We start from the raw sequence: 17,179 nt of genomic DNA, 5'->3' as shown, positions 1-17,179 counted from the left end.
GCCCGGTGGAATACCGGACCCAGGCCCTAGCGGCCTAAGCTTTTACTTGGCCAGTCCAACTTCTTGGGACCAGTTCAATGGGGATGCGGCCCTCAGTCTGTCTCTTGTGGCGGAGACCCGTTGAGGGTGCTCGATCAGGCCTCGAACTTATAACCCAGTCCGCGCACCGTGACGATGTGGCGGGGTTGTGACGGATCCGGTTCAACCTTGGAACGCAGCCGCTTAATGTGCACGTCCAGGGTCTTGGTGTCACCCACGTAGTCCGACCCCCAGACCCGGTCGATGAGCTGCCCGCGGGTCAACACACGACCGGCATTGCGCAGCAGCATCTCGAGCAGCTCGAATTCCTTGAGCGGCATGGTGACGGCTTCCCCGCCCACGCTCACCACGTGTCGTTCCACATCCATGCGCACCGGCCCGGCGGCCACCGTGGCGGTGATGAGCTCATCCGGTTCCGCACGCCGGCGCAGCACGGCCCGGATCCGAGCCACGAGTTCGCGCGAGGAATACGGCTTGGTGACATAGTCGTCCGCGCCCAGCTCCAGCCCCAGGACCTTGTCGATCTCGGCGTCCTTGGCGGTGAGCATGATGATCGGAACGGTCGACTGCTGCCGGATCTGCTTGCAGACTTCCGTTCCGGACTGGCCGGGCAGCATGAGATCCAGGAGCACGAGGTCCGCGCCCGCCCGTTCGAACTCACTCACCGCGGACAGGCCATCAGCCACCACGGTCACTTCGAAGCCTTCTTTACCCAGCAAGTAGGCCAGGGGATCGCTGAGAGACTCTTCGTCCTCGACCATCAGAATGCGGGTCACTTACGCTCCTCCTCTAGGTGCATACGTTCATTGGTGGAGGCGGCCACCGGGCCGTTGTACTCGTCCAGGTCTTCCACCTGCGGAATGACCAGGGTGAACGTGGAACCCCGCCCGGACTGCGACCATACGGACACTTCTCCACCGTGCTGAGCCATGACGTGTTTGACGATGCTCAGCCCCAGCCCCGTGCCACCGGTTTGTCGCGACCGGGCGCTGTCCACGCGATAGAAGCGCTCGAAGATTCTGTCCTGCTCGACATCGGGGATGCCCGGCCCCTGGTCCGTGACCATGATCTGGGCCATTCCGTCACGCTCGCGCAACCCCACGCCCACGCGAGTGTTTTCGGGTGAGTACCGAACTGCGTTGTCGATCAGATTCCGAGTGGCCGTGACCAGCAGGTCGGGGTCGCCGTAGACCGGGGTCTTGAGGTTACCGCCCACCTTGATGGTGATGCCCTTGTTCTCCGCGGTCAGGCGCGTGCGGTCCACGGCCTCACTCACCACCCTGTTGAGGTCCACGACCGTCCCCTTGGACACGACGTCCGTGCCCTGCAAGCGGGACAGTTCGATGATGTCCTGCACCAGAGCGGAGAGCCGGATCGCTTCTTTGTGGAGGCTCTTGGCGAAGTGCCGGACGGCGTCCTTGTCCTCTGCTGCGTCATCGAGGGCCTCGGAAAGCAAACTGATGGCACCCACCGGTGTCTTGAGCTCGTGGGACACATTGGCCACGAAATCGTTACGGATGGACTGCGCGCGCACGATCTCCGTCTGGTCGTCCGCGAGCAAAAGAATGTATTCCTCCGCAATGATGACCACCCGGATGTCCAACACGATGGCGCTCTTTTCAAGAGGGCCACGAGTGAGTTCCAGGCGACGTTCTTCGACCACGCCATTGCGGCGAGTTCGCCGGATCATATCCAGGAGTTCCGGGTGAACCACGGTGTGTCCCCGAACGATCCCGTACGCATACGCGGCCGGGGAAGCCCTGATCACGCCGTCCACACCGTCGACCACTACATAGGCCAGCCCCAGGGCCGCCAGGATCTCGGCGGTGCCTTCCGGCAGGGTGGGTTCCTCCACAGCGACCAAGGAACGGCGGCGTCGCTGGCTGACCCGCACGGCAATCAATCCACTGATACCGAGCAGGAATCCGACAAAGCCCGCCAACAGGGCAACCGAGGTCACGCTCACTCTGCCCAGCTTAGACGGACCGTTTGGGTGCCAAGTACGCAATCCGGCCATTCCAGGTCGGGTTCAACCAACGTTCACCTTAGGATGAGCGTTAGTTCATTCGCCCCTGCGACTGTGATAGCGCTCGTGCGTAAGTACAGTGCCCCCGCGTCCCAGCTGCTAGCTGGACACCAACATCACGTAAGCTACGTGACCAACGAATGCTCTGAACGAAAGGACGCCCTCTGTGCGCAAGGTTTTCCAGGCTGAACTTCACCAGGTAGGTGAAGAGCTGATTCAGATCGCCACTCTTGTGCAGCAGGCACTGAAGAGCTCCAAGGTCGCATTCCTCGAGGCAGACGTTCAGGTGGCCGAAGAGGTCATCTCCAACGACGCCCGAATCGACTTCCTCCAGAACGACTTGGATGAGCGCGCCATTGACATCTTGGCGCTGCAGTCCCCCGTCGCTTCCGATCTCCGCATGATCGTGGGCGCCCTGCGAATGAGCGCTTCGCTCGAGCGCATGGGTGACCTGGCCCGCCACTTGGCCCAGCTCGCTCGCATGCGTTTCCCGGAGCCGGTGCTTCCCGAGGCATTGAACCAGCACTTCGCGGAGATGTTCGATATCGACCTCCAGCTCATCGAGCGAGTCATCTCCGTCCTTGAGGACCGTGACATGAGCGTTGCGGATGAGATCTACGCGCTGAAGTCCGAGCTCAACCAGAAGCACCAGCAGGTCTTCGACATGCTGGCGGACCCGAACTGGGACTCCTCGGTCCCCACCGCCGTGGATGTCACTCTGGCCTCGCGTTACCTCGAGCGCATCGGAGACCACGGTGTGTCCGTGGTTCGTAAGGTCTCCTACTTGGTCACCGGCGACTGGGCTCCGGTGTCCGACACCCACCCCACCGGCCACGGTCACATCGGTACCGACACCGGTGAATAATTAGGACTCCCGGAAACCGGGAGGCGCGTTACGATCCTGACGCGCCACCCGGTCTCCCGATCCAAGCGAAGATCCACAGAAAAACGCCCCACCACGAGGTGGGGCGTTTTTCATGGTCTGGAAACCAGGGGTTACTTCTTGCCCTGGTTGGCCACGGCCTTGATGGACTCGGCAGCGGCCTCGGGATCGAGGTAGGTACCGCCGATGGTCACCGGCTTGAGGTTCTGATCCAGCTCGAAGTACAGCGGGATGCCGGTGGGGATGTTCAGCCCGGCGATGTCCTCGTCCGAGATGTCGTCCAGGTGCTTCACCAGCGCGCGCAACGAGTTACCGTGCGCGGCCACGAGCACGGTCTTGCCGGCCTTCAGATCCGGCACGATCTGCTCCTCCCAGTACGGGAGGAAGCGCTCGAGAACATCCTTGAGGCACTCGGTGCGGGGCAGATCCGCCACGTCCGCGTAGCGGGGATCATCAGCCTGTGAGAATTCCGAGGAGTCATCCAACTTGGGCGGCGGGGTGTCGTAGGAACGGCGCCACACCATGAACTGATCCTCACCGTACTGGTCGCGCACCTGGGTCTTGTCCTTACCCTGGAGGTCGCCGTAGTGGCGTTCGTTCAGGCGCCATGAGCGCTTCACGGGAATCCAGTGCCGGTCCGCCGCATCCAGCGCGATGTTGGCAGTGTTGATGGCGCGGCGCAACAGCGACGTGTGGAGCACATCCGGTGCGAGATCGTTGTCCTTGATCAGCTCACCGCCGCGCTTGGCCTCGGCCATGCCCTTCTCGGTCAGCGGCACGTCCACCCAACCGGTGAACAGGTTCTTCTCATTCCACTCCGACTGCCCGTGGCGCAGGAGGATGAGCTTGTACGTTGCTGAATCATTAGCCATGACTTCATTCTTCCACCCGCGTGACCCGTTGGCACGTGTTATTCGCATGTGTCACCGAGCGCCGCTACAGTGTCGATGTGCCAGCCAGCTACCGCCCCGTAGGAACCATCACTCGGGGAACGACCAACCCCAATCGGTTGCGGCGAGCGGACCGCTACGTGGCCGGACCGTTGGCCCCCGTACTTCGGCATGCGACAGATCCGCTCGTTGTCGATCTGGGCTTCGGAGCCGCGGCCACCACCACGGTGGAAATGAGTGCTCGGTTGCTGCGCGTCCGCCCTGACGTTGACGTGGTGGGCGTGGAGATCGACCCGGACCGCGTGGCCACGGCACAATTCTTTGCCCGGCCGGGATTGAGTTTTCGCCGCGGTGGCTTCGAGATTCCGATCCCCGGGCGCTCCCCCGCGTTCATCAGGGCGTTCAACGTGCTCCGCCAATACAACGAGGAAGAAGTTCCGGCTGCGTGGGAGCTCGCGTGCTCACGCCTGGCTCCCGGCGGGGTGTTCCTGGACGGCACGTGCGACGAGATCGGCCGCCGAGCCACCTGGATCTGTTGTGATGCGACCGGCCCGCAAACCCTGACGATCAGCATGCAGTTGGGGAGCTTCGATCGACCGTCCGATGTAGCCGAGCGTCTGCCCAAGGCACTCATCCATCACAACGTGCCCGGCGAACGCATCCACCGTTTCTTGTCCGCCGCCGACGCCGCTTGGCTGGCTCTCGCGCCCTTGGGCTCCTTCGGAGCGCGGCAGCGTTGGGTGGCCATGTGCGCACGATTGCGCGCAGAGGGCTGGCCCGTGTTGCACCGTGAATCACGTTGGCGTTTGGGGGAACTCACGGTCGCGTGGGACGCGGTGACGGCGCAACAGTAGGAAAAAGTTTTCCCGATCACGGAGTACCGGGAATAGAAGAGGTTTCGAACGTGGGTTATCGACTAAGATAACCAACTAGAATACGACCAGCAAAGACGCCGCTATTCAGTTTTTTACTATTGCACCGACCATGTCAATTGGTCATTGGTCTTCCTGTTGCCGTCGGTCCAGACGTCGAGACTTGCCCCGGTTGCGCACGCAGCCAGCCCTGCGGAGACGCTCCACGAGCAGTAGGTGATTTCAAGGGCCGTCAGCGACGAGAGGCCCTACGGTTCGTGGCATCGTCCTTCTTGAGGAATACCGAATATTTGAGAAATAGCGTGGATATCGCGGTAAAAAGGATGATTGCAGGATAGGCAATGGCGGCAAACTGATCGCCGCCGCGAGCATCGACTTGCCAGGTCACCACCAAAGCGACAAAAACTATCAACACTAAAATGAGCCAACGCATTAAATACCTTTAACTATGAGAAATGTATATCAATTCACTCTAGGGTGTTTGTACGTGATCCACACTGACCATATGGCCATAATTTGTCTCAATTAGGTCACGGCCCTCGTCAGCACGTACTAGTACTCGGCGGGATGACGAAGACCCCGGTCTCGAGGGAGCATCGCTCACTCATGACCGGGGTCTGTAGTCGTTGACGCTGATGGCCTACCAGTAACCGGGGTTGCCGGACTCGCTGGACACGGCGGGTTTCACATCGGCCAGGTACACGCCGGAGATCGTCGCGGCGATCAACATGAGGATCAGCGAACCCTGGCCCGGGAATCCGTTGCTGAACAACGCCAGGGTGGAGAACACGGCACTCAGGACGCTCACCACGGCAGCGCCGGCGGTCAACGCGAGCCAGAAAGTCTTGGTCCGCTTCCAGGCGCGTTCGAACTGCGGCGCGGAACGGCGCACGCAGTCCAGTACGGCCATGAGGCTCAGTGCGGCCACCACCAGAGTGATGGCATAGTCCAGGTAGCTGGCCAGTGCAATGGCCCAGGGGATTGATGTCACGTTGTCAGTCTACCGATCTACCAGTTCGTCCAGACCCGCTTTCAGGTCCTCCCACAAGTCATCCACGTTCTCAATTCCCACGGACAGCCGCAACAGAGTGTCCGGCACGGTGTCCGGTTCGTCGTGATGACGACGACGCCGCTCCACCAGGGATTCGACGCCTCCCAGGGACGTGGCTGGGGTCCACACACGCAGGCCCTCCACGAGCGCCTGGGTCGCGGCGACGTCGGCGTGTGGGACGACCGAGATGATCGAGCCGAAACCGCCGTCCATCTGGGCCGCGGCGCGCTCGTGCCCGGGATCGTCGGGCAGTCCGGGATAGCGGACCTCCGCCACGGCGGGATGATCGCCGAGTCGACGCGCCAGTTCCGCCGCGCTGGCCATTGAACGCTCGAGCCGCACCGACAGTGTGCGCACCCCACGCAACGCGAGCCAGGCTTCGAAAGGGCCGGGGATGGCGCCCTCGAGCGAGCGCTGTTTCTTGAGGTTCGCGCGCAATTCGGGGGTCGAGCAGACCACGGCGCCCAGAACGACGTCGGAATGACCGGCCAAGTATTTGGTGACCGAATGCACCACGAGATCCGCACCGAGGGTGAGCGGGCGCTGCAGTAGCGGCGTGGCAAAGGTGTTGTCCACGCACGAGAGCACGCCCGCCTCGCGAGCCGCGGCGAGGACCGCGGGCAGATCGGCGACCTCGAGCATGGGGTTGGTGGGGCTCTCCAACCACAGGACGTCCGCGCCCTGAATGGCGGCGATGGTGGCCTCGGTGTCCTCGACGTCCACGGTGCGCACCGAGAAAATCCCGCGGTCCTCGAGTCGGTGGGCCAGCTGAAGTGTGCCCTGGTAGCAATGCTGCGGCATGACCAGGGTGCCACCCACGGGCACCAGCGTGAGCACGGAAGCAACCGCGGCCATTCCGGAGGCGTAGCTAAGCGCCGGAACCGGGGCCTCCTCAAGATTGGCCAGGACCTCCTCGAACGCTTCCCACGTGGGGTTGGTGAACCGCGCGTATGTGCGGTCACGGTCGTTCAGGTCACCGGCACCCCGATAGGTGGATGTGAGAACGACGGACGGGTTCACGGGAGCGTCGTGCTCGTGGGCGGGACGGCCGCCGGAGACGACCACGGTGTCTTTACGCATGGTTCCAGGGTAATGCGCCAGCGCCGTGAGACTCGCACTGCACCCAGGGAGTTCCACGTACAGCCTGTCGGTCCCGCTCGGTACAGTTGAGCGCGTGAATGAGACTGCGCGCGGTGCACTGATCGTCTTCGAAGGCGGGGACGGGGCTGGGAAATCCACCCAGGTCCAAGCGGTGGCGCGCGCCCTCGAATCCCAGGGACGTACCGTGATCCGCACGCGCGAACCCGGGGGCACTCCCCTGGCCGAATCCGTGCGCGGACTGGTGCTCGATCCCGCCCACGCTCCGGTGGATGCGTACACGGAAGCGTTGTTGTTCGCTTCCGCCCGGGCGGATCACGTGAACCGCTTCATCCGCCCCGCCATCGATCGTGGTGACGTGGTAATTTCCGACCGGTTCGTGGATTCCTCCGTGGCCTACCAGGGTGCGGCCCGTGGCTTGGGGGTGGAGAACGTGCAGGAGCTCAACGAGTGGGCATTGCGCGGACTGACCCCGGACCTTACCGTCCTGCTGGACGTGGACACCTCAGTGGCGGAAAGCCGCCGCACCGACCGCGGCCTCGCCGCCGATCGCATGGAGGGCGAGGACCGCATCTTCCACACCGTGGTCAATCAGGCCTTCCGGGATCTCGCCGCGACCGCGCCAAAGCGGTATTTGGTACTCGCCGCCGATCAGCCGGTCCAAGTCATCACCGACCGAATTCTCGAGCGACTCACGGAGGTGCTCTCATGACCGTGTGGGATCAGCTCGTGGGTCAGCACCACGTGGTGGAACAGCTCGAACGCGCCGCCCGGGACAACAACCCCACCCACGCGTGGCTGTTCACCGGCCCTCCGGGATCGGGGCGTTCCACGGCCGCGCGAGCGCTGGCCGCGGCACTGTTGTGCGACCACGGAACCGGCTGCGGTGAATGCCACTCGTGCCGCACTGCCTTTGCGGGGTCGCACGCTGATGTGATGCATTTCGTCACGGAGAATCCCCAGATCAGCATCGATGAGGCCCGCGAGCTCGTGGTCAAAGCCCAGGACCGGCCCTCCGTGGGCCAGTGGCGCGTGATGATCGTAGAGGACGCGGACCGGATGACCGAGCGCACGTCCAACGTGATGCTTAAAGCCATCGAAGAACCGCCGCCGCACACCATCTGGTTGTTGTGTGCGCCCTCCCCCATGGACGTCCTGGTCACCATCCGTTCGCGCTGCCGCCCGGTGACGCTCAAGGTGCCGTCCGCTCAGGACGTCGCGCAGTTGCTGGTCAGCCGGCACAAGGTGAACCAGGAACGCGCTATCGAGTGCGCACGCTTGGCCCAGTGCCACGTGGGCATTGCTACGCGATTGGCCCTCTACGACGATGCCCGCACGCGCCGCCAAGAAGTGGTGTCCCTGCCGCTGAACATGCGCGGTGTTACCCAGGCCGTTCGCGCGGCGGACCGGCTACACAGATTGGCAGTGGACGAATCGGCTGCCAACGCCGAGGCCCGTAACGACGAAGAGCGCGCGCAGCTGCTCGTGGCCCTCGGTGCCCCGGAATCCGGTCGGATGCCGCCCGCGATCCGCGGTGCCCTCAACCGCTTGGAGGCCGATCAGAAACGGCGTTCCCGCCGAATCCAGACGGACACACTGGACCGATTCCTGATCGACCTCACCACGTTCTACCGAGACGTGCTCAGCGTGCAGCTCCACACCGGGACCGAGTTGATCAATCAGCATCTGAGCGGCGACATCCACGACTACGCGGGCAACAGCAGCGCGGAGCAGACCCTGGAGCGTATCGACGTGATCAGTGAGACCAGGGACAGGATCCGCACCAACGTCAGTGCGCAGCTGGCCTTCGAAGCCATGATGGTCTCGCTCGTCTGAGCGGTACCGAAAGGAAACTCGTGACTCGTACTCGCACGGCCCGTTCGCTGGCCGCTTCCGTTGCCGTAGCGGCTCTCGCCCTGACCGGTTGTGCGCCTCAGTCGGGCCAAGACTCCGAGCCAGCGGCAACGTCCGAGGCTGATCCGAACGTCACCGCGGGAACCGATGCCGCGTTGGCCACTTACTACAACCAGGACCTGTCATGGGGCGAATGTGACTACCCCCCGGAAGATCAGGACGCCGCCGAGAACCTCGACTGCGCGCGAGTGATCGTTCCCGTGGATTATGCGAACCCGGGTGCCGGAGACACGTTCGTGGAGGTTTCTCGTTTGTCGTCTTCGGAGGATGACCCCCAGGGAACCCTGTTCCTCAATCCCGGCGGACCGGGTGGCTCGGGGGTGGACATGATGTTGTCCGCCGGGTTCTTTGCGTCCGCCTCCGTGCGCGACAACTACGACATCGTGGGCTTCGACCCCCGCGGCGTGGACCGATCGGACGGCATCGAGTGCCTGACCGATCAGGAGATGGACGAGTGGCGGGCCGAACCCGCGTTCGATCCGGGGTCCGAGACAGTGGCGGACATGCGCGCCACCTACGCGGAGATCGGGACCAAGTGCAAGGAGAAGTCGTCCCCGGTGGTCTCCCACATGGACACTCAGTCCGTGGCCAAGGACCTGGACGTGATGCGTGCCGTCTTCGATCAGCCGGCCACCCACTACCTGGGCTTCTCCTACGGCACCGAGATCGGCGCCACCTACGCGAGCCTGTTCCCGCAGCGCACCGGCCGTTTCGTACTGGACGGCGGGGTGGACCCCACCATGGACGAACGCGCCGTGACACTCGATCAGGCCAAGGGCTTCGAGGACAACCTCCGGCACTGGGTCGAAGACTGCCAGGAAACCAACAACCAATGCGTGGTCGGCAACGACGGCGTGGATGCCGGCATGAAGAAGATCCAGGACTTGCTCGCCAAGGTCGCCGAAGAGGAAATCACCGTGTCCGACGGGCGTCGCATCACCCCGGTGAACGCGGTGGAGGGCATCCTGGTGCCGCTGTACTCCACGGCGTCCTATCCGCAACTGAACTCCGCCCTCGACAAGGCCTTCGACGGAAACTTCGACGAGCTCTTGAGCTACTCGGATTCCAACCATGGCCGCAGCTCCTCCGGCGAGTACACGTCCAACGTGTCCGAGGCCTTCACTGCGGTTAATTGCCTGGACACCGTCTCGCGCAATGTCTCGGAGCAGGACATGGCAGAGGCCGCACAGACGATGGAGCGGGAAGCCCCAACGTTCGGTCCCTACCTCAGCTACGGCGATGCCGCATGTCAGGGCTGGCCGGACGAGCCCGTGGAGCCACTCGATTCCTACGCCGCAGATACCGATCAGCCACTGCTCGTGGTGGGCACGACCCACGACCCCGCTACCCCGTACGCATGGTCCGAAGCCCTGGTCGAGAAGCTCGGCAATGCTCGGCTCCTGACCAACGACGGCTGGGGTCACACCGCGTACGTGTCCGGTGACTCGTGCATCAAGGACGCCGTGGATACCTACCTCGTCTCGGGTGCGGTGCCTGACGAGGGCGCCACGTGCGGTAGCGCATAGCGATGTCGCCAAGGCCGCTGGTTCGGTGGCAGCGCTGAGGACACGATCGCCGTTTACCCGGATCCTGCACCCCGGACGCGCGGGGGTTGCATCGAGTTCAGGTGGCTGGAACCACCGGTAGTCCCAGCGCGGTCAGTACGGTCCGTGCCAGTGCATCGCACTGCCGGAAAGGTGCGGAATTGGAGTTCGGGCGCGCAAATGCCCCCACGTTCCACGCCGAGGTGAAATGACCCGCGGCGAACACGGTGGGCCGGACATCGCCCGCCCGATCGACCACGTGACCGGTGGATTCCACGACGAGTTTTCCGGTGCTGACGGTGGCGCCGTCCTCAGTTTCGAAGTTCTGCTCGACCCCCGCTCCGCTGGAGTGCACATGGTGCAGCGCCGGGTCCGCGGAGGAGACCACCGTGGGTGCGGGTAGCCGTGCTTCGATCCAGCTGTTGGCGGAGACGTCCGCGCCACCGGCCCGCGAGCGCGCCCGGAACGCAGGAGTACCCTCGGGGGCGTCCGGGTGCGCGGTGGTGATTTCAAGGTCGGGGCCCAGGAACGTGATGAACCCGGCACGGTGCAACGCCAGTAGTTCTTGCAACCGGTGGGCCGGAGGTCCGGAATCCACAAAGCTGAAGAACCCGTGCCACCAACCGGGAACGAGCCGCTGTGACTCGTCGTCCAGGTGTTCCAACGGCACCAGTCGTCCGATTTCCATGTAGGTGCGCAACAGCGCAAGAAACAGAGCCTGGGTCTCTGAGTGGTCCGGGTGGGTCCGCAGGGTCAGGTCGCGTTCGATGTAGCGTACCAGGGCGTCCTGGACCTGCTGCGTGTCCTCGAAGAATATGTCGTCGAAGGGCCGGTCGATCGAGGCGAGGTCCACGCGGTAGCGGGAGTCGGGGATGGCCTTCCGGACCAACTGGTGCAGTTCGTTGCTCCCCCAGTGAGCCGCGCGGTAGGCCGGGGCAAATTCCTCCCAGCTCATCCGTGCGCGCTCGGGATGACCCACGATCAGCTCGCGATACACGTGGTAGCCGAGTTCCTGATTGATGAGCGGCCACAGATGCTCGTGGAAGTTGAGGGTGCTGTGCTGCTCCAACAATCGGGTGACGGTTTCCGGGGTGATGAACTGCAGGGGCTCGGAATCGACCGAAAGTACGGAGGTGATCTTGCTGTGGTACGGAACCCCGCGTCGGGACCCAACGTAGAGCTGAGGTTCCTGGCCGCACGCCACGTAGCTGAGCGGACCGCCGTCGCGAATCCCCTCGCGGGGCTGACCGTCCACTCGCTCACCCGTGGTTTCGAAGCGACCGCCGCGGCCCTCGTACAACAGCACCATGAGGTCGATAAAGGCCAGCCCCATACCGGTCACGATCACGCGATCCCCCGGACGGACGGCGGAGTAATCGACGTCGTTCGTGTAGGCCGGCGGGGCGTAGAAACCGCCGCGGGCACTGGCCGTGCGTTCGCGGCTGAGTTGAGTGTTGGAGCCCATGCTGTCCGTGTGCCCCACCGTGTAGACCACGGCGTCCGTGGCGATGGTGTCGCCCGAGTCGAGCTCCACCACGTGGCCGTTCGCGCTCTCTGTCACGGAGGTGACCATGCCGCGGTGGGTTTTCACGCGCACGTTATCAGCCGCCAACTCCGCAGTCCGGCGATAGAACCATCCCAGATAAAACGATTGCAGTTGTCTGGTGGGGAAACTTTCCGGCCCCAACTCACGGACCTGACGCATGATCTCCGGGTCGGTGATCCGGTGATCGGTGATCTCGCCGGCGATGACGGCATGGCACCATTCCAACAACGTGGGACCTTCGCGAGCCGGTCCTTCGCATTCCACCGAAGCGTCCGTGAACATGGTGATGTCCTGCGCCATGGAGTTGAGCTTGAGCAAGGGTGATTGGTCGTATCGCCAGATCCGACCCGCACCGAGCTCGAACGGTTCCACCACGTGAACGGTGAGCGGAGCGGCGTCGTCCGGGTAGTTGGCGGTGATGCGCTCCAGAACCATGGCCGCGCGCGGACCCCCGCCCACGAACGTGACGCTGCGTGAGTCCACCGGTGACCTCCAGATCGTTGCGTGCACGCGCTGCGGGCGGGCACTGCGGACAGTACTTGTCACGCTATCCCCGCCTGCCCTGGGCGCGCAGGTCGGCGTGACGCTCTGTGACAGCGTGTGAAGAATCAAGTCAGCCGGTTGGCATCTTCCGCGGCAGCGGCGGCACCATGGACGGGAGTGCCCGGTCGCTCGACCGTGTCCGGGACCGAAGTCGACTAGAGGGTAGGTCATGAGCAGCTCACCGCGCAGAGTTCACCTGGCGGCGCATTTTCCGGGCGTCAACAACAACACGATCTGGTCGGATCCGCGCAGCGAAAGTCACATCGCGGTGGATTCGTTCATTCACATGGCGCAGACCGCCGAGCGCGGCCTCATGGATTTCCTGTTCCTGGCCGAGGGCCTGCGGTTGCGCGAGATGAACGGCAAGATCTACGACCTTGATGTCATGGGCCGGCCGGACACCCTCACGGTGCTGTCCGCCGTGGCCGGAGCCACCGAACGGATTGGCTTGGCCGGAACGCTGACCGCAACCTTCCACGAACCGTACGAACTGGCACGCCAGTTCGCGACTCTCGATCACCTCTCGGGTGGCCGCGCTGCGTGGAACGTGGTGACCAGCCCCGATGCTTTCACGGGTGAGAACTTCCGCCGCGGCGGCTACCTCCCCTACCCCCAGCGCTATGAGCGGGCCGAGGACTTCATCGACGCCGCTCGCACGCTCTGGGAATCCTGGCCCGCCTCCGCACAGGACGCGGACGACACCGCCGGTGCGTACGAACACCGCAGCGAGTTCTTCGACATCTCCGGGCGCTTCGACGTGCCCCGCAGCCCGCAGGTTCATCCCGTGATCTTCCAGGCGGGCGATTCGGATTCCGGGCGCGAATTCGCTGCCGGTTCCGCGGACGTCATCTTCACCCGTCATTCCGAACTCGAGGACGGCAAGGCCTTCTACAAGGACACCAAGAGCCGCCTGGCCAAGTACGGCCGCGCCGAGGACGACCTGCGCATCTACCCCGGAGTGTCCTACGTCCTGGGCGATACGGATGCCGACGCCGCCGGACGCGCCCGCGAGCAGGCCTATGCCCAGCACTCGGGCGCCACCGCAATCGCGACCCTGGAACGCGTGTGGAACACGGACCTGTCGTCCTTCGATCCGGACGGCCCGCTCCCCGACTTCGACCCCGTGTTGGACGGCCCCGAGGTCTCCCAGGGACGCGTTAAGCACGTCAAGGACCCGGTGGCCACCGCACAGCGCTGGCGTGAGATCGCCCAGGCGGAGAACCTGTCCATTCGTGACCTGGTGGTACGGGAATCTCCCCGTTTCGCGTTCGTCGGTTCGGCGGACACCGTGGCACGGAAGATGAACCAGTACATCCAGGAACGCGCTGCGGACGGGTTCATCCTGATCCCCACCGTGGTCCCGGGTGGCTTGGACGAGTTCGTCGACACGGTGATTCCTCGCTTGCAGGAGATGGGCGTGTACCCGGACTCCTATCCCTCAGACGATCCCGCCCTGCGCGCCACCATGGAGCTGAACGAATACCGCCCCGCGACCGAGTGGTCGCAGGCACGCGCCGACGTTCGTGCCGCAGCAACCAACGGTCAGGAGGCCTGACATGAGCACCCCATCCTTCGTGATCGCCGCCCGCATTACCCCTCGCCCGGGAATCGACCGTGTAGATCCGGCCAAGTACTTCTCCGGTGCCGCTGTTCGTCAGGCTGCCCTCGACGCGGAGACCGCCGGCGCGGCCTTCGTGCTGCTCGACGACGATCTTGACACCGCGCCTGCGGCCGGGCCCGCCGCTGGCCGCTTGTCTGCGCTGCAGACCGCCGCGTGGCTTGGCCCGCAGACCTCGAGCATCGCAGTCGTGCCGACCCTGCGCACGACTCACACCGAGCCGTTCCTGATGGGCACCGAGAGCGCCTCCCTGGACTGGGCGACGCACGGCCGCGCCGGGGTCTTGTTCGCGCCCTCGCTGGGGGCCGACGCCGCCGCCAACGTGGGTCGGCGCGCCACACCTTCCGCAGACCCCGCCTGGGCGGAAACCGCGGACGTCATCGACGTGGTCCGTAGGTTGTGGGACTCGTGGGAGGCGGACGCGGAGATCCGCGATCAGGCCACGGGTCGTTTCGTGGACCGCTCCAAACTGCACTACGTGGACTTCAGTGGCACCGATTCTGCGAGTGAAGAATTCACTGTGAAGGGGCCCTCGATCGTCCCCCGTCCCACGCAGGGACATCTACCGGTCTTCGTGGAACACGCACCGGACGCACCTCTGGAGGCGTTGCGGGGCGCGGTGGAACAGGCCGACGTGGTGCTGCTGCCGGCGGAGTCCGTGGGCCCCGAGGCCGTTAAGGTTCTCGACTGGAACCCGTCGGCGTGTGTGCTCGCCGTGATTGACGCCGATGCAGACGCTCTGGACCCGGAAATCGTGGCGAGGTGGGTTCAGGTCGGAGTGAGCGGCGTCGTCCTGGAGACCGGCCCCTATGACGTGGAACTGGCCGTGCGCGCGGCCGCCGGGGTGGTCCCGGAGCTGGTTGGCACTGATGAGTCACCGGACGAACAATCCACCCTGCGCGCGCGCCTGGGCCTGCCACCGGCGGAGAACCGCTACGCGAACGCCTGATGCGGTGAAAACCCCCGCCGATTGGGGCCTGAGCGGGGTTGTCTGCTACTGTCTTGGGTGCATCTGAACCGTGCTCGGTTCTGCTGCGCCACCTTAGCTCAGTCGGTAGAGCAATTCCCTCGTAAAGAATAGGTCGCCGGTTCGATTCCGGCAGGTGGCTCCGAACAGAAGAAAACCCCGGGAACCTGATCAGGTTCCCGGGGTTTTCTCGTATCCGAGCGACTTCCGCTCGGATGGTCACGCTTGGCCCCGGGGGGTGTCCCTTTCCGGACCGGAGCGCGCCCACGAGGTGAGTTGCGATCAGACGGTCAGCTTGCCGTCCAGCATGGTGACCTCGCGGTCGGCCATGTCCACGAATTCCAGGTCGTGGGTGACCACCACGGTGGCCAGGTCGAACTTGCGGGTGAGGTTCTTGAGCAGTTGCATGACCTCGGCCGAGCGCTGCTGGTCCAGAGCGGACGTGGGTTCGTCCACCAGAAGCAGTTTGGGTTCGCCCATGAGCGCGCGGGCAATGTTCACGCGCTGCCGCTGGCCACCGGAGAGCTCGTGCGGGCGGCGCCGCCCGGCGTCCTCGAGGCCCACCAGCTCGAGCAGTTGCCGGGCCCGTTCGCGAGCCTGTCGTTTGGCCGCACCTCGAGCGCCGCGGATGTGGCTGGTCACGACCAACTGGTCCACGGCCTTGAGCGAGGGAATCAAGTTGGGCTGCTGGAACACGGTGCCCACCTCGTTGCGGCGCAGGCGAGCGCGTTCCTTCTCGGACAGTGTTCCCACGGACGTCTCGCCGATGAGCACCTCACCCGAAGTCGGCTTCAACAGCGTGGACGCCACGGCCAACAGGGAAGACTTGCCCGAACCCGACGGGCCGGTCAACGCGGTCATGGTGCCGGGAACGGCCGATAAGGACACGTTGTCGAGCGCGGTGATGGTGCGGGGAGCGCCGTCGGGCCCCTTGCCGTCCGGATAGGACAGCGTGACGTTGCGAAGCTCGAAAGCGGGCGCGGCCACGGCACGATCCTGCTCGTTCCAGGGCGCGGTGTGAGTGGTGGTGGACATGTCAGTTACCTCCCAGGGCAATCATGGGGTCGACTTTGGCAACGCGGCGTACGGCGAGCAACGAACCCACGATGCCCAGCAGCAGCACGCCGAGCGCCGGAATGGCCACGGCGGCCAGCGAGAACAGGAAAGGAACGGCGGTGACCTGCGTGGCCACGAGCCAGCCCATCAGGCCACCCATGAGAGCGCCGATGATCACGCCCAGGCCGACCACGAGCGTGGCCTGCACCAGGGAGTCGCGCACCAGGTACCCGCGTGAGGCGCCCAGTGCGCGCAGTACGGCTACATCGCGGGTGCGCTGAACGGTCCACACGGTGATGAACGAAATCACCACGAGCGCAGAGATCCCGTACAGGAAAGCCTGCATGAGCATGAGCGAGCCGTTCTCGGAGGAATAGGACGGGATGGCCTGGAACGACTCTCGGGTCGTCTGGGTGATGGTGTCGACCCGCCCGTCCAGGTTGGTCGCGATCTCGTCCATCTGAGCGGAATCGGTGCCGTCCGCGAACTGGACCATGATCTCGGTCCCCACGGTGGCGCTGGGCTGATGAGCGACCGCCAGGGCGTCCGCATCGGTCAGCCACGCCACGGGCAGGTGGCTGTAGAACTCGTCCGCAACGAACCCGACGACCTCAAGATCCTTGCCGCCAATACCCACGGTGTCACCCAGGCCGATGCCCAGGTCCTCCGTATAGGACTCCGACAGCACGATCTGGCCGTCGTCGGGGCGGTGCTGACCTTCGAGCAGGTCGACCTTCTGCGCGAACATCGAATCCTGGGGCAGGCCCATTACGGCACCGGTGGTTACCTTTGAATCCGAGCCCACCTGCGTCAGCGTGACCACGAGCGGTTCGGCGTGCTCAACCGCGGGCTCCGCGGTCCAGGCGTCCAGCTGCTCCTGGGTGATCTGCGAGGTGGTCAACGAGGGCATTTCCTCCGTGCCCTCGGCCGGACCGAACACGATGCGCTGCGCGTCCAGCGTTTCCAACGCGGCGGTGTTCTGCTTGCCCAATCCGTTGGTCAACCCGCTCAACATGATCAGGAGAATGGTGATCAGCGCGACCACCGACGCCACCAGGGCTACACGCCCCTTGGCGAAAACGATGTCTCTCACCGAGACGAACATAGGTACCTCCGGTCCCTTCATGACAGA

General features: G+C 64.4%; 16 protein-coding genes and 1 tRNA gene. 8 read left to right on the top strand and 9 right to left on the bottom strand.

All coding sequences use genetic code 11. The features are described from left to right. Positions 1 to 134: 134 nt before the first annotated feature. Both EWV37_RS07660 and EWV37_RS07655 read right to left on the bottom strand, forming a co-directional pair. Positions 135 to 815: a response regulator transcription factor gene (locus EWV37_RS07660; RefSeq protein ID WP_129700827.1), complete on the bottom strand. Its 681-nt coding sequence runs from the start codon at positions 813 to 815 to the stop codon at positions 135 to 137. Beyond that, on the bottom strand, positions 812 to 2,005 hold the full coding sequence (locus tag EWV37_RS07655; protein WP_095797866.1) for a sensor histidine kinase: 1,194 nt from the start codon (positions 2,003 to 2,005) through the stop codon (positions 812 to 814). Before EWV37_RS07655 ends, EWV37_RS07660 begins: the two co-directional genes overlap by 4 nt. Before the next feature lie 226 nt (positions 2,006 to 2,231). Between EWV37_RS07655 and phoU the strand changes: the two genes are divergently transcribed. Next, positions 2,232 to 2,930, top strand: coding sequence for a phosphate signaling complex protein PhoU (gene phoU / locus EWV37_RS07650; protein WP_095797826.1), 699 nt, complete (start codon positions 2,232 to 2,234; stop codon positions 2,928 to 2,930). Positions 2,931 to 3,061: 131 nt separating this feature from the next. On the opposite strand, the gene EWV37_RS07645 is transcribed toward phoU, so the two are convergent. After that, entirely contained in the window at positions 3,062 to 3,820 is a 759-nt protein-coding gene (locus EWV37_RS07645; protein ID WP_095797825.1) for a phosphoglyceromutase, read from the bottom strand. 77 nt (positions 3,821 to 3,897) lie between these two features. On the opposite strand from EWV37_RS07645, the gene EWV37_RS07640 reads away from it, so the two are divergent. Continuing rightward, positions 3,898 to 4,692, top strand: a complete 795-nt coding sequence (locus tag EWV37_RS07640; protein WP_129700825.1) for a class I SAM-dependent methyltransferase — start codon at positions 3,898 to 3,900, stop codon at positions 4,690 to 4,692. 250 nt (positions 4,693 to 4,942) lie between these two features. On the opposite strand, the gene EWV37_RS07635 is transcribed toward EWV37_RS07640, so the two are convergent. From EWV37_RS07635 to EWV37_RS07625, 3 genes are all read right to left on the bottom strand, one after another. Continuing rightward, positions 4,943 to 5,143 carry a hypothetical protein gene (locus tag EWV37_RS07635; RefSeq protein WP_095797823.1) on the bottom strand — a complete coding sequence of 67 codons (201 nt, stop codon included), beginning with the start codon at positions 5,141 to 5,143 and terminating at the stop codon, positions 4,943 to 4,945. A gap of 207 nt (positions 5,144 to 5,350) precedes the next feature. Then, positions 5,351 to 5,701 (bottom strand): DUF2516 family protein, encoded by a 351-nt coding sequence (locus EWV37_RS07630; RefSeq protein WP_016997030.1) that lies wholly within the window; start codon positions 5,699 to 5,701, stop codon positions 5,351 to 5,353. Positions 5,702 to 5,710: 9 nt separating this feature from the next. Next, positions 5,711 to 6,841: a trans-sulfuration enzyme family protein gene (locus tag EWV37_RS07625; RefSeq protein WP_129700823.1), complete on the bottom strand. Its 1,131-nt coding sequence runs from the start codon at positions 6,839 to 6,841 to the stop codon at positions 5,711 to 5,713. Between the two features lie 94 nt (positions 6,842 to 6,935). Here EWV37_RS07625 and tmk point away from each other — a divergent pair, with 94 nt between their 5' ends. The 3 genes from tmk to EWV37_RS07610 are packed head-to-tail and all read left to right on the top strand — an operon-like array spanning position 6,936 to position 10,299. Further along, positions 6,936 to 7,571 carry a dTMP kinase gene (gene tmk / locus EWV37_RS07620; protein ID WP_095797821.1) on the top strand — a complete coding sequence of 212 codons (636 nt, stop codon included), beginning with the start codon at positions 6,936 to 6,938 and terminating at the stop codon, positions 7,569 to 7,571. Beyond that, entirely contained in the window at positions 7,568 to 8,695 is a 1,128-nt protein-coding gene (locus EWV37_RS07615) for a DNA polymerase III subunit delta' (protein WP_095797820.1), read from the top strand. The genes tmk and EWV37_RS07615 overlap by 4 nt, the downstream gene beginning before the upstream one ends. A 20-nt stretch (positions 8,696 to 8,715) precedes the next feature. Continuing rightward, a complete protein-coding gene (locus tag EWV37_RS07610) occupies positions 8,716 to 10,299 on the top strand; it encodes an alpha/beta hydrolase (RefSeq protein WP_129700821.1) in 1,584 nt (527 codons plus the stop codon). Positions 10,300 to 10,396: 97 nt separating this feature from the next. Here the strand turns inward: EWV37_RS07610 and EWV37_RS07605 are convergent, their stop codons facing one another. After that, complete coding sequence (locus EWV37_RS07605) at positions 10,397 to 12,346, bottom strand: FAD/NAD(P)-binding protein (RefSeq protein WP_238663137.1); 1,950 nt, start codon at positions 12,344 to 12,346, stop codon at positions 10,397 to 10,399. Positions 12,347 to 12,575: 229 nt separating this feature from the next. Here EWV37_RS07605 and EWV37_RS07600 point away from each other — a divergent pair, with 229 nt between their 5' ends. The 3 genes from EWV37_RS07600 (at position 12,576) to EWV37_RS07590 (ending at position 15,133) form a co-directional block, all read left to right on the top strand. Next, positions 12,576 to 13,961, top strand: coding sequence for an NtaA/DmoA family FMN-dependent monooxygenase (locus tag EWV37_RS07600; RefSeq protein WP_129700817.1), 1,386 nt, complete (start codon positions 12,576 to 12,578; stop codon positions 13,959 to 13,961). A 1-nt stretch (position 13,962) separates the two neighbouring features. Further along, on the top strand, positions 13,963 to 14,973 hold the full coding sequence (locus EWV37_RS07595; RefSeq protein ID WP_129700816.1) for an LLM class flavin-dependent oxidoreductase: 1,011 nt from the start codon (positions 13,963 to 13,965) through the stop codon (positions 14,971 to 14,973). Between the two features lie 87 nt (positions 14,974 to 15,060). Beyond that, positions 15,061 to 15,133: transfer RNA gene (locus tag EWV37_RS07590), tRNA-Thr, on the top strand. 140 nt (positions 15,134 to 15,273) lie between these two features. On the opposite strand, the gene EWV37_RS07585 is transcribed toward EWV37_RS07590, so the two are convergent. Both EWV37_RS07585 and EWV37_RS07580 read right to left on the bottom strand, forming a co-directional pair. Then, entirely contained in the window at positions 15,274 to 16,026 is a 753-nt protein-coding gene (locus tag EWV37_RS07585; protein WP_095797815.1) for an ABC transporter ATP-binding protein, read from the bottom strand. A gap of 1 nt (position 16,027) precedes the next feature. After that, on the bottom strand, positions 16,028 to 17,173 hold the full coding sequence (locus EWV37_RS07580) for an ABC transporter permease (protein ID WP_238663135.1): 1,146 nt from the start codon (positions 17,171 to 17,173) through the stop codon (positions 16,028 to 16,030). Positions 17,174 to 17,179: the final 6 nt, after the last annotated feature.

Source organism: Kocuria carniphila (genome assembly GCF_004136555.1).
In the GTDB taxonomy this organism is placed as follows: Bacteria; Actinomycetota; Actinomycetes; order Actinomycetales; family Micrococcaceae; genus Kocuria; species Kocuria carniphila.
Note: the sequence above shows the minus strand (reverse complement) of the source record. Positions and strands in the feature narration are given on the sequence as shown.

Excerpts from the sequence above, each read along its gene's own strand:
- EWV37_RS07645 (WP_095797825.1), bottom strand. The coding sequence starts at position 3,820 with ATGGCTAATGATTCAGCAACGTACAAGCTCATCCTCCTGCGCCACGGG.
- EWV37_RS07635 (WP_095797823.1), bottom strand. The coding sequence starts at position 5,143 with ATGCGTTGGCTCATTTTAGTGTTGATAGTTTTTGTCGCTTTGGTGGTG.
- EWV37_RS07625 (WP_129700823.1), bottom strand. The coding sequence starts at position 6,841 with ATGCGTAAAGACACCGTGGTCGTCTCCGGCGGCCGTCCCGCCCACGAG.
- EWV37_RS07615 (WP_095797820.1), top strand. The coding sequence starts at position 7,568 with ATGACCGTGTGGGATCAGCTCGTGGGTCAGCACCACGTGGTGGAACAG.
- EWV37_RS07600 (WP_129700817.1), top strand. The coding sequence starts at position 12,576 with ATGAGCAGCTCACCGCGCAGAGTTCACCTGGCGGCGCATTTTCCGGGC.
- EWV37_RS07595 (WP_129700816.1), top strand. The coding sequence starts at position 13,963 with ATGAGCACCCCATCCTTCGTGATCGCCGCCCGCATTACCCCTCGCCCG.
- EWV37_RS07585 (WP_095797815.1), bottom strand. The coding sequence starts at position 16,026 with ATGTCCACCACCACTCACACCGCGCCCTGGAACGAGCAGGATCGTGCC.
- EWV37_RS07580 (WP_238663135.1), bottom strand. The coding sequence starts at position 17,173 with ATGAAGGGACCGGAGGTACCTATGTTCGTCTCGGTGAGAGACATCGTT.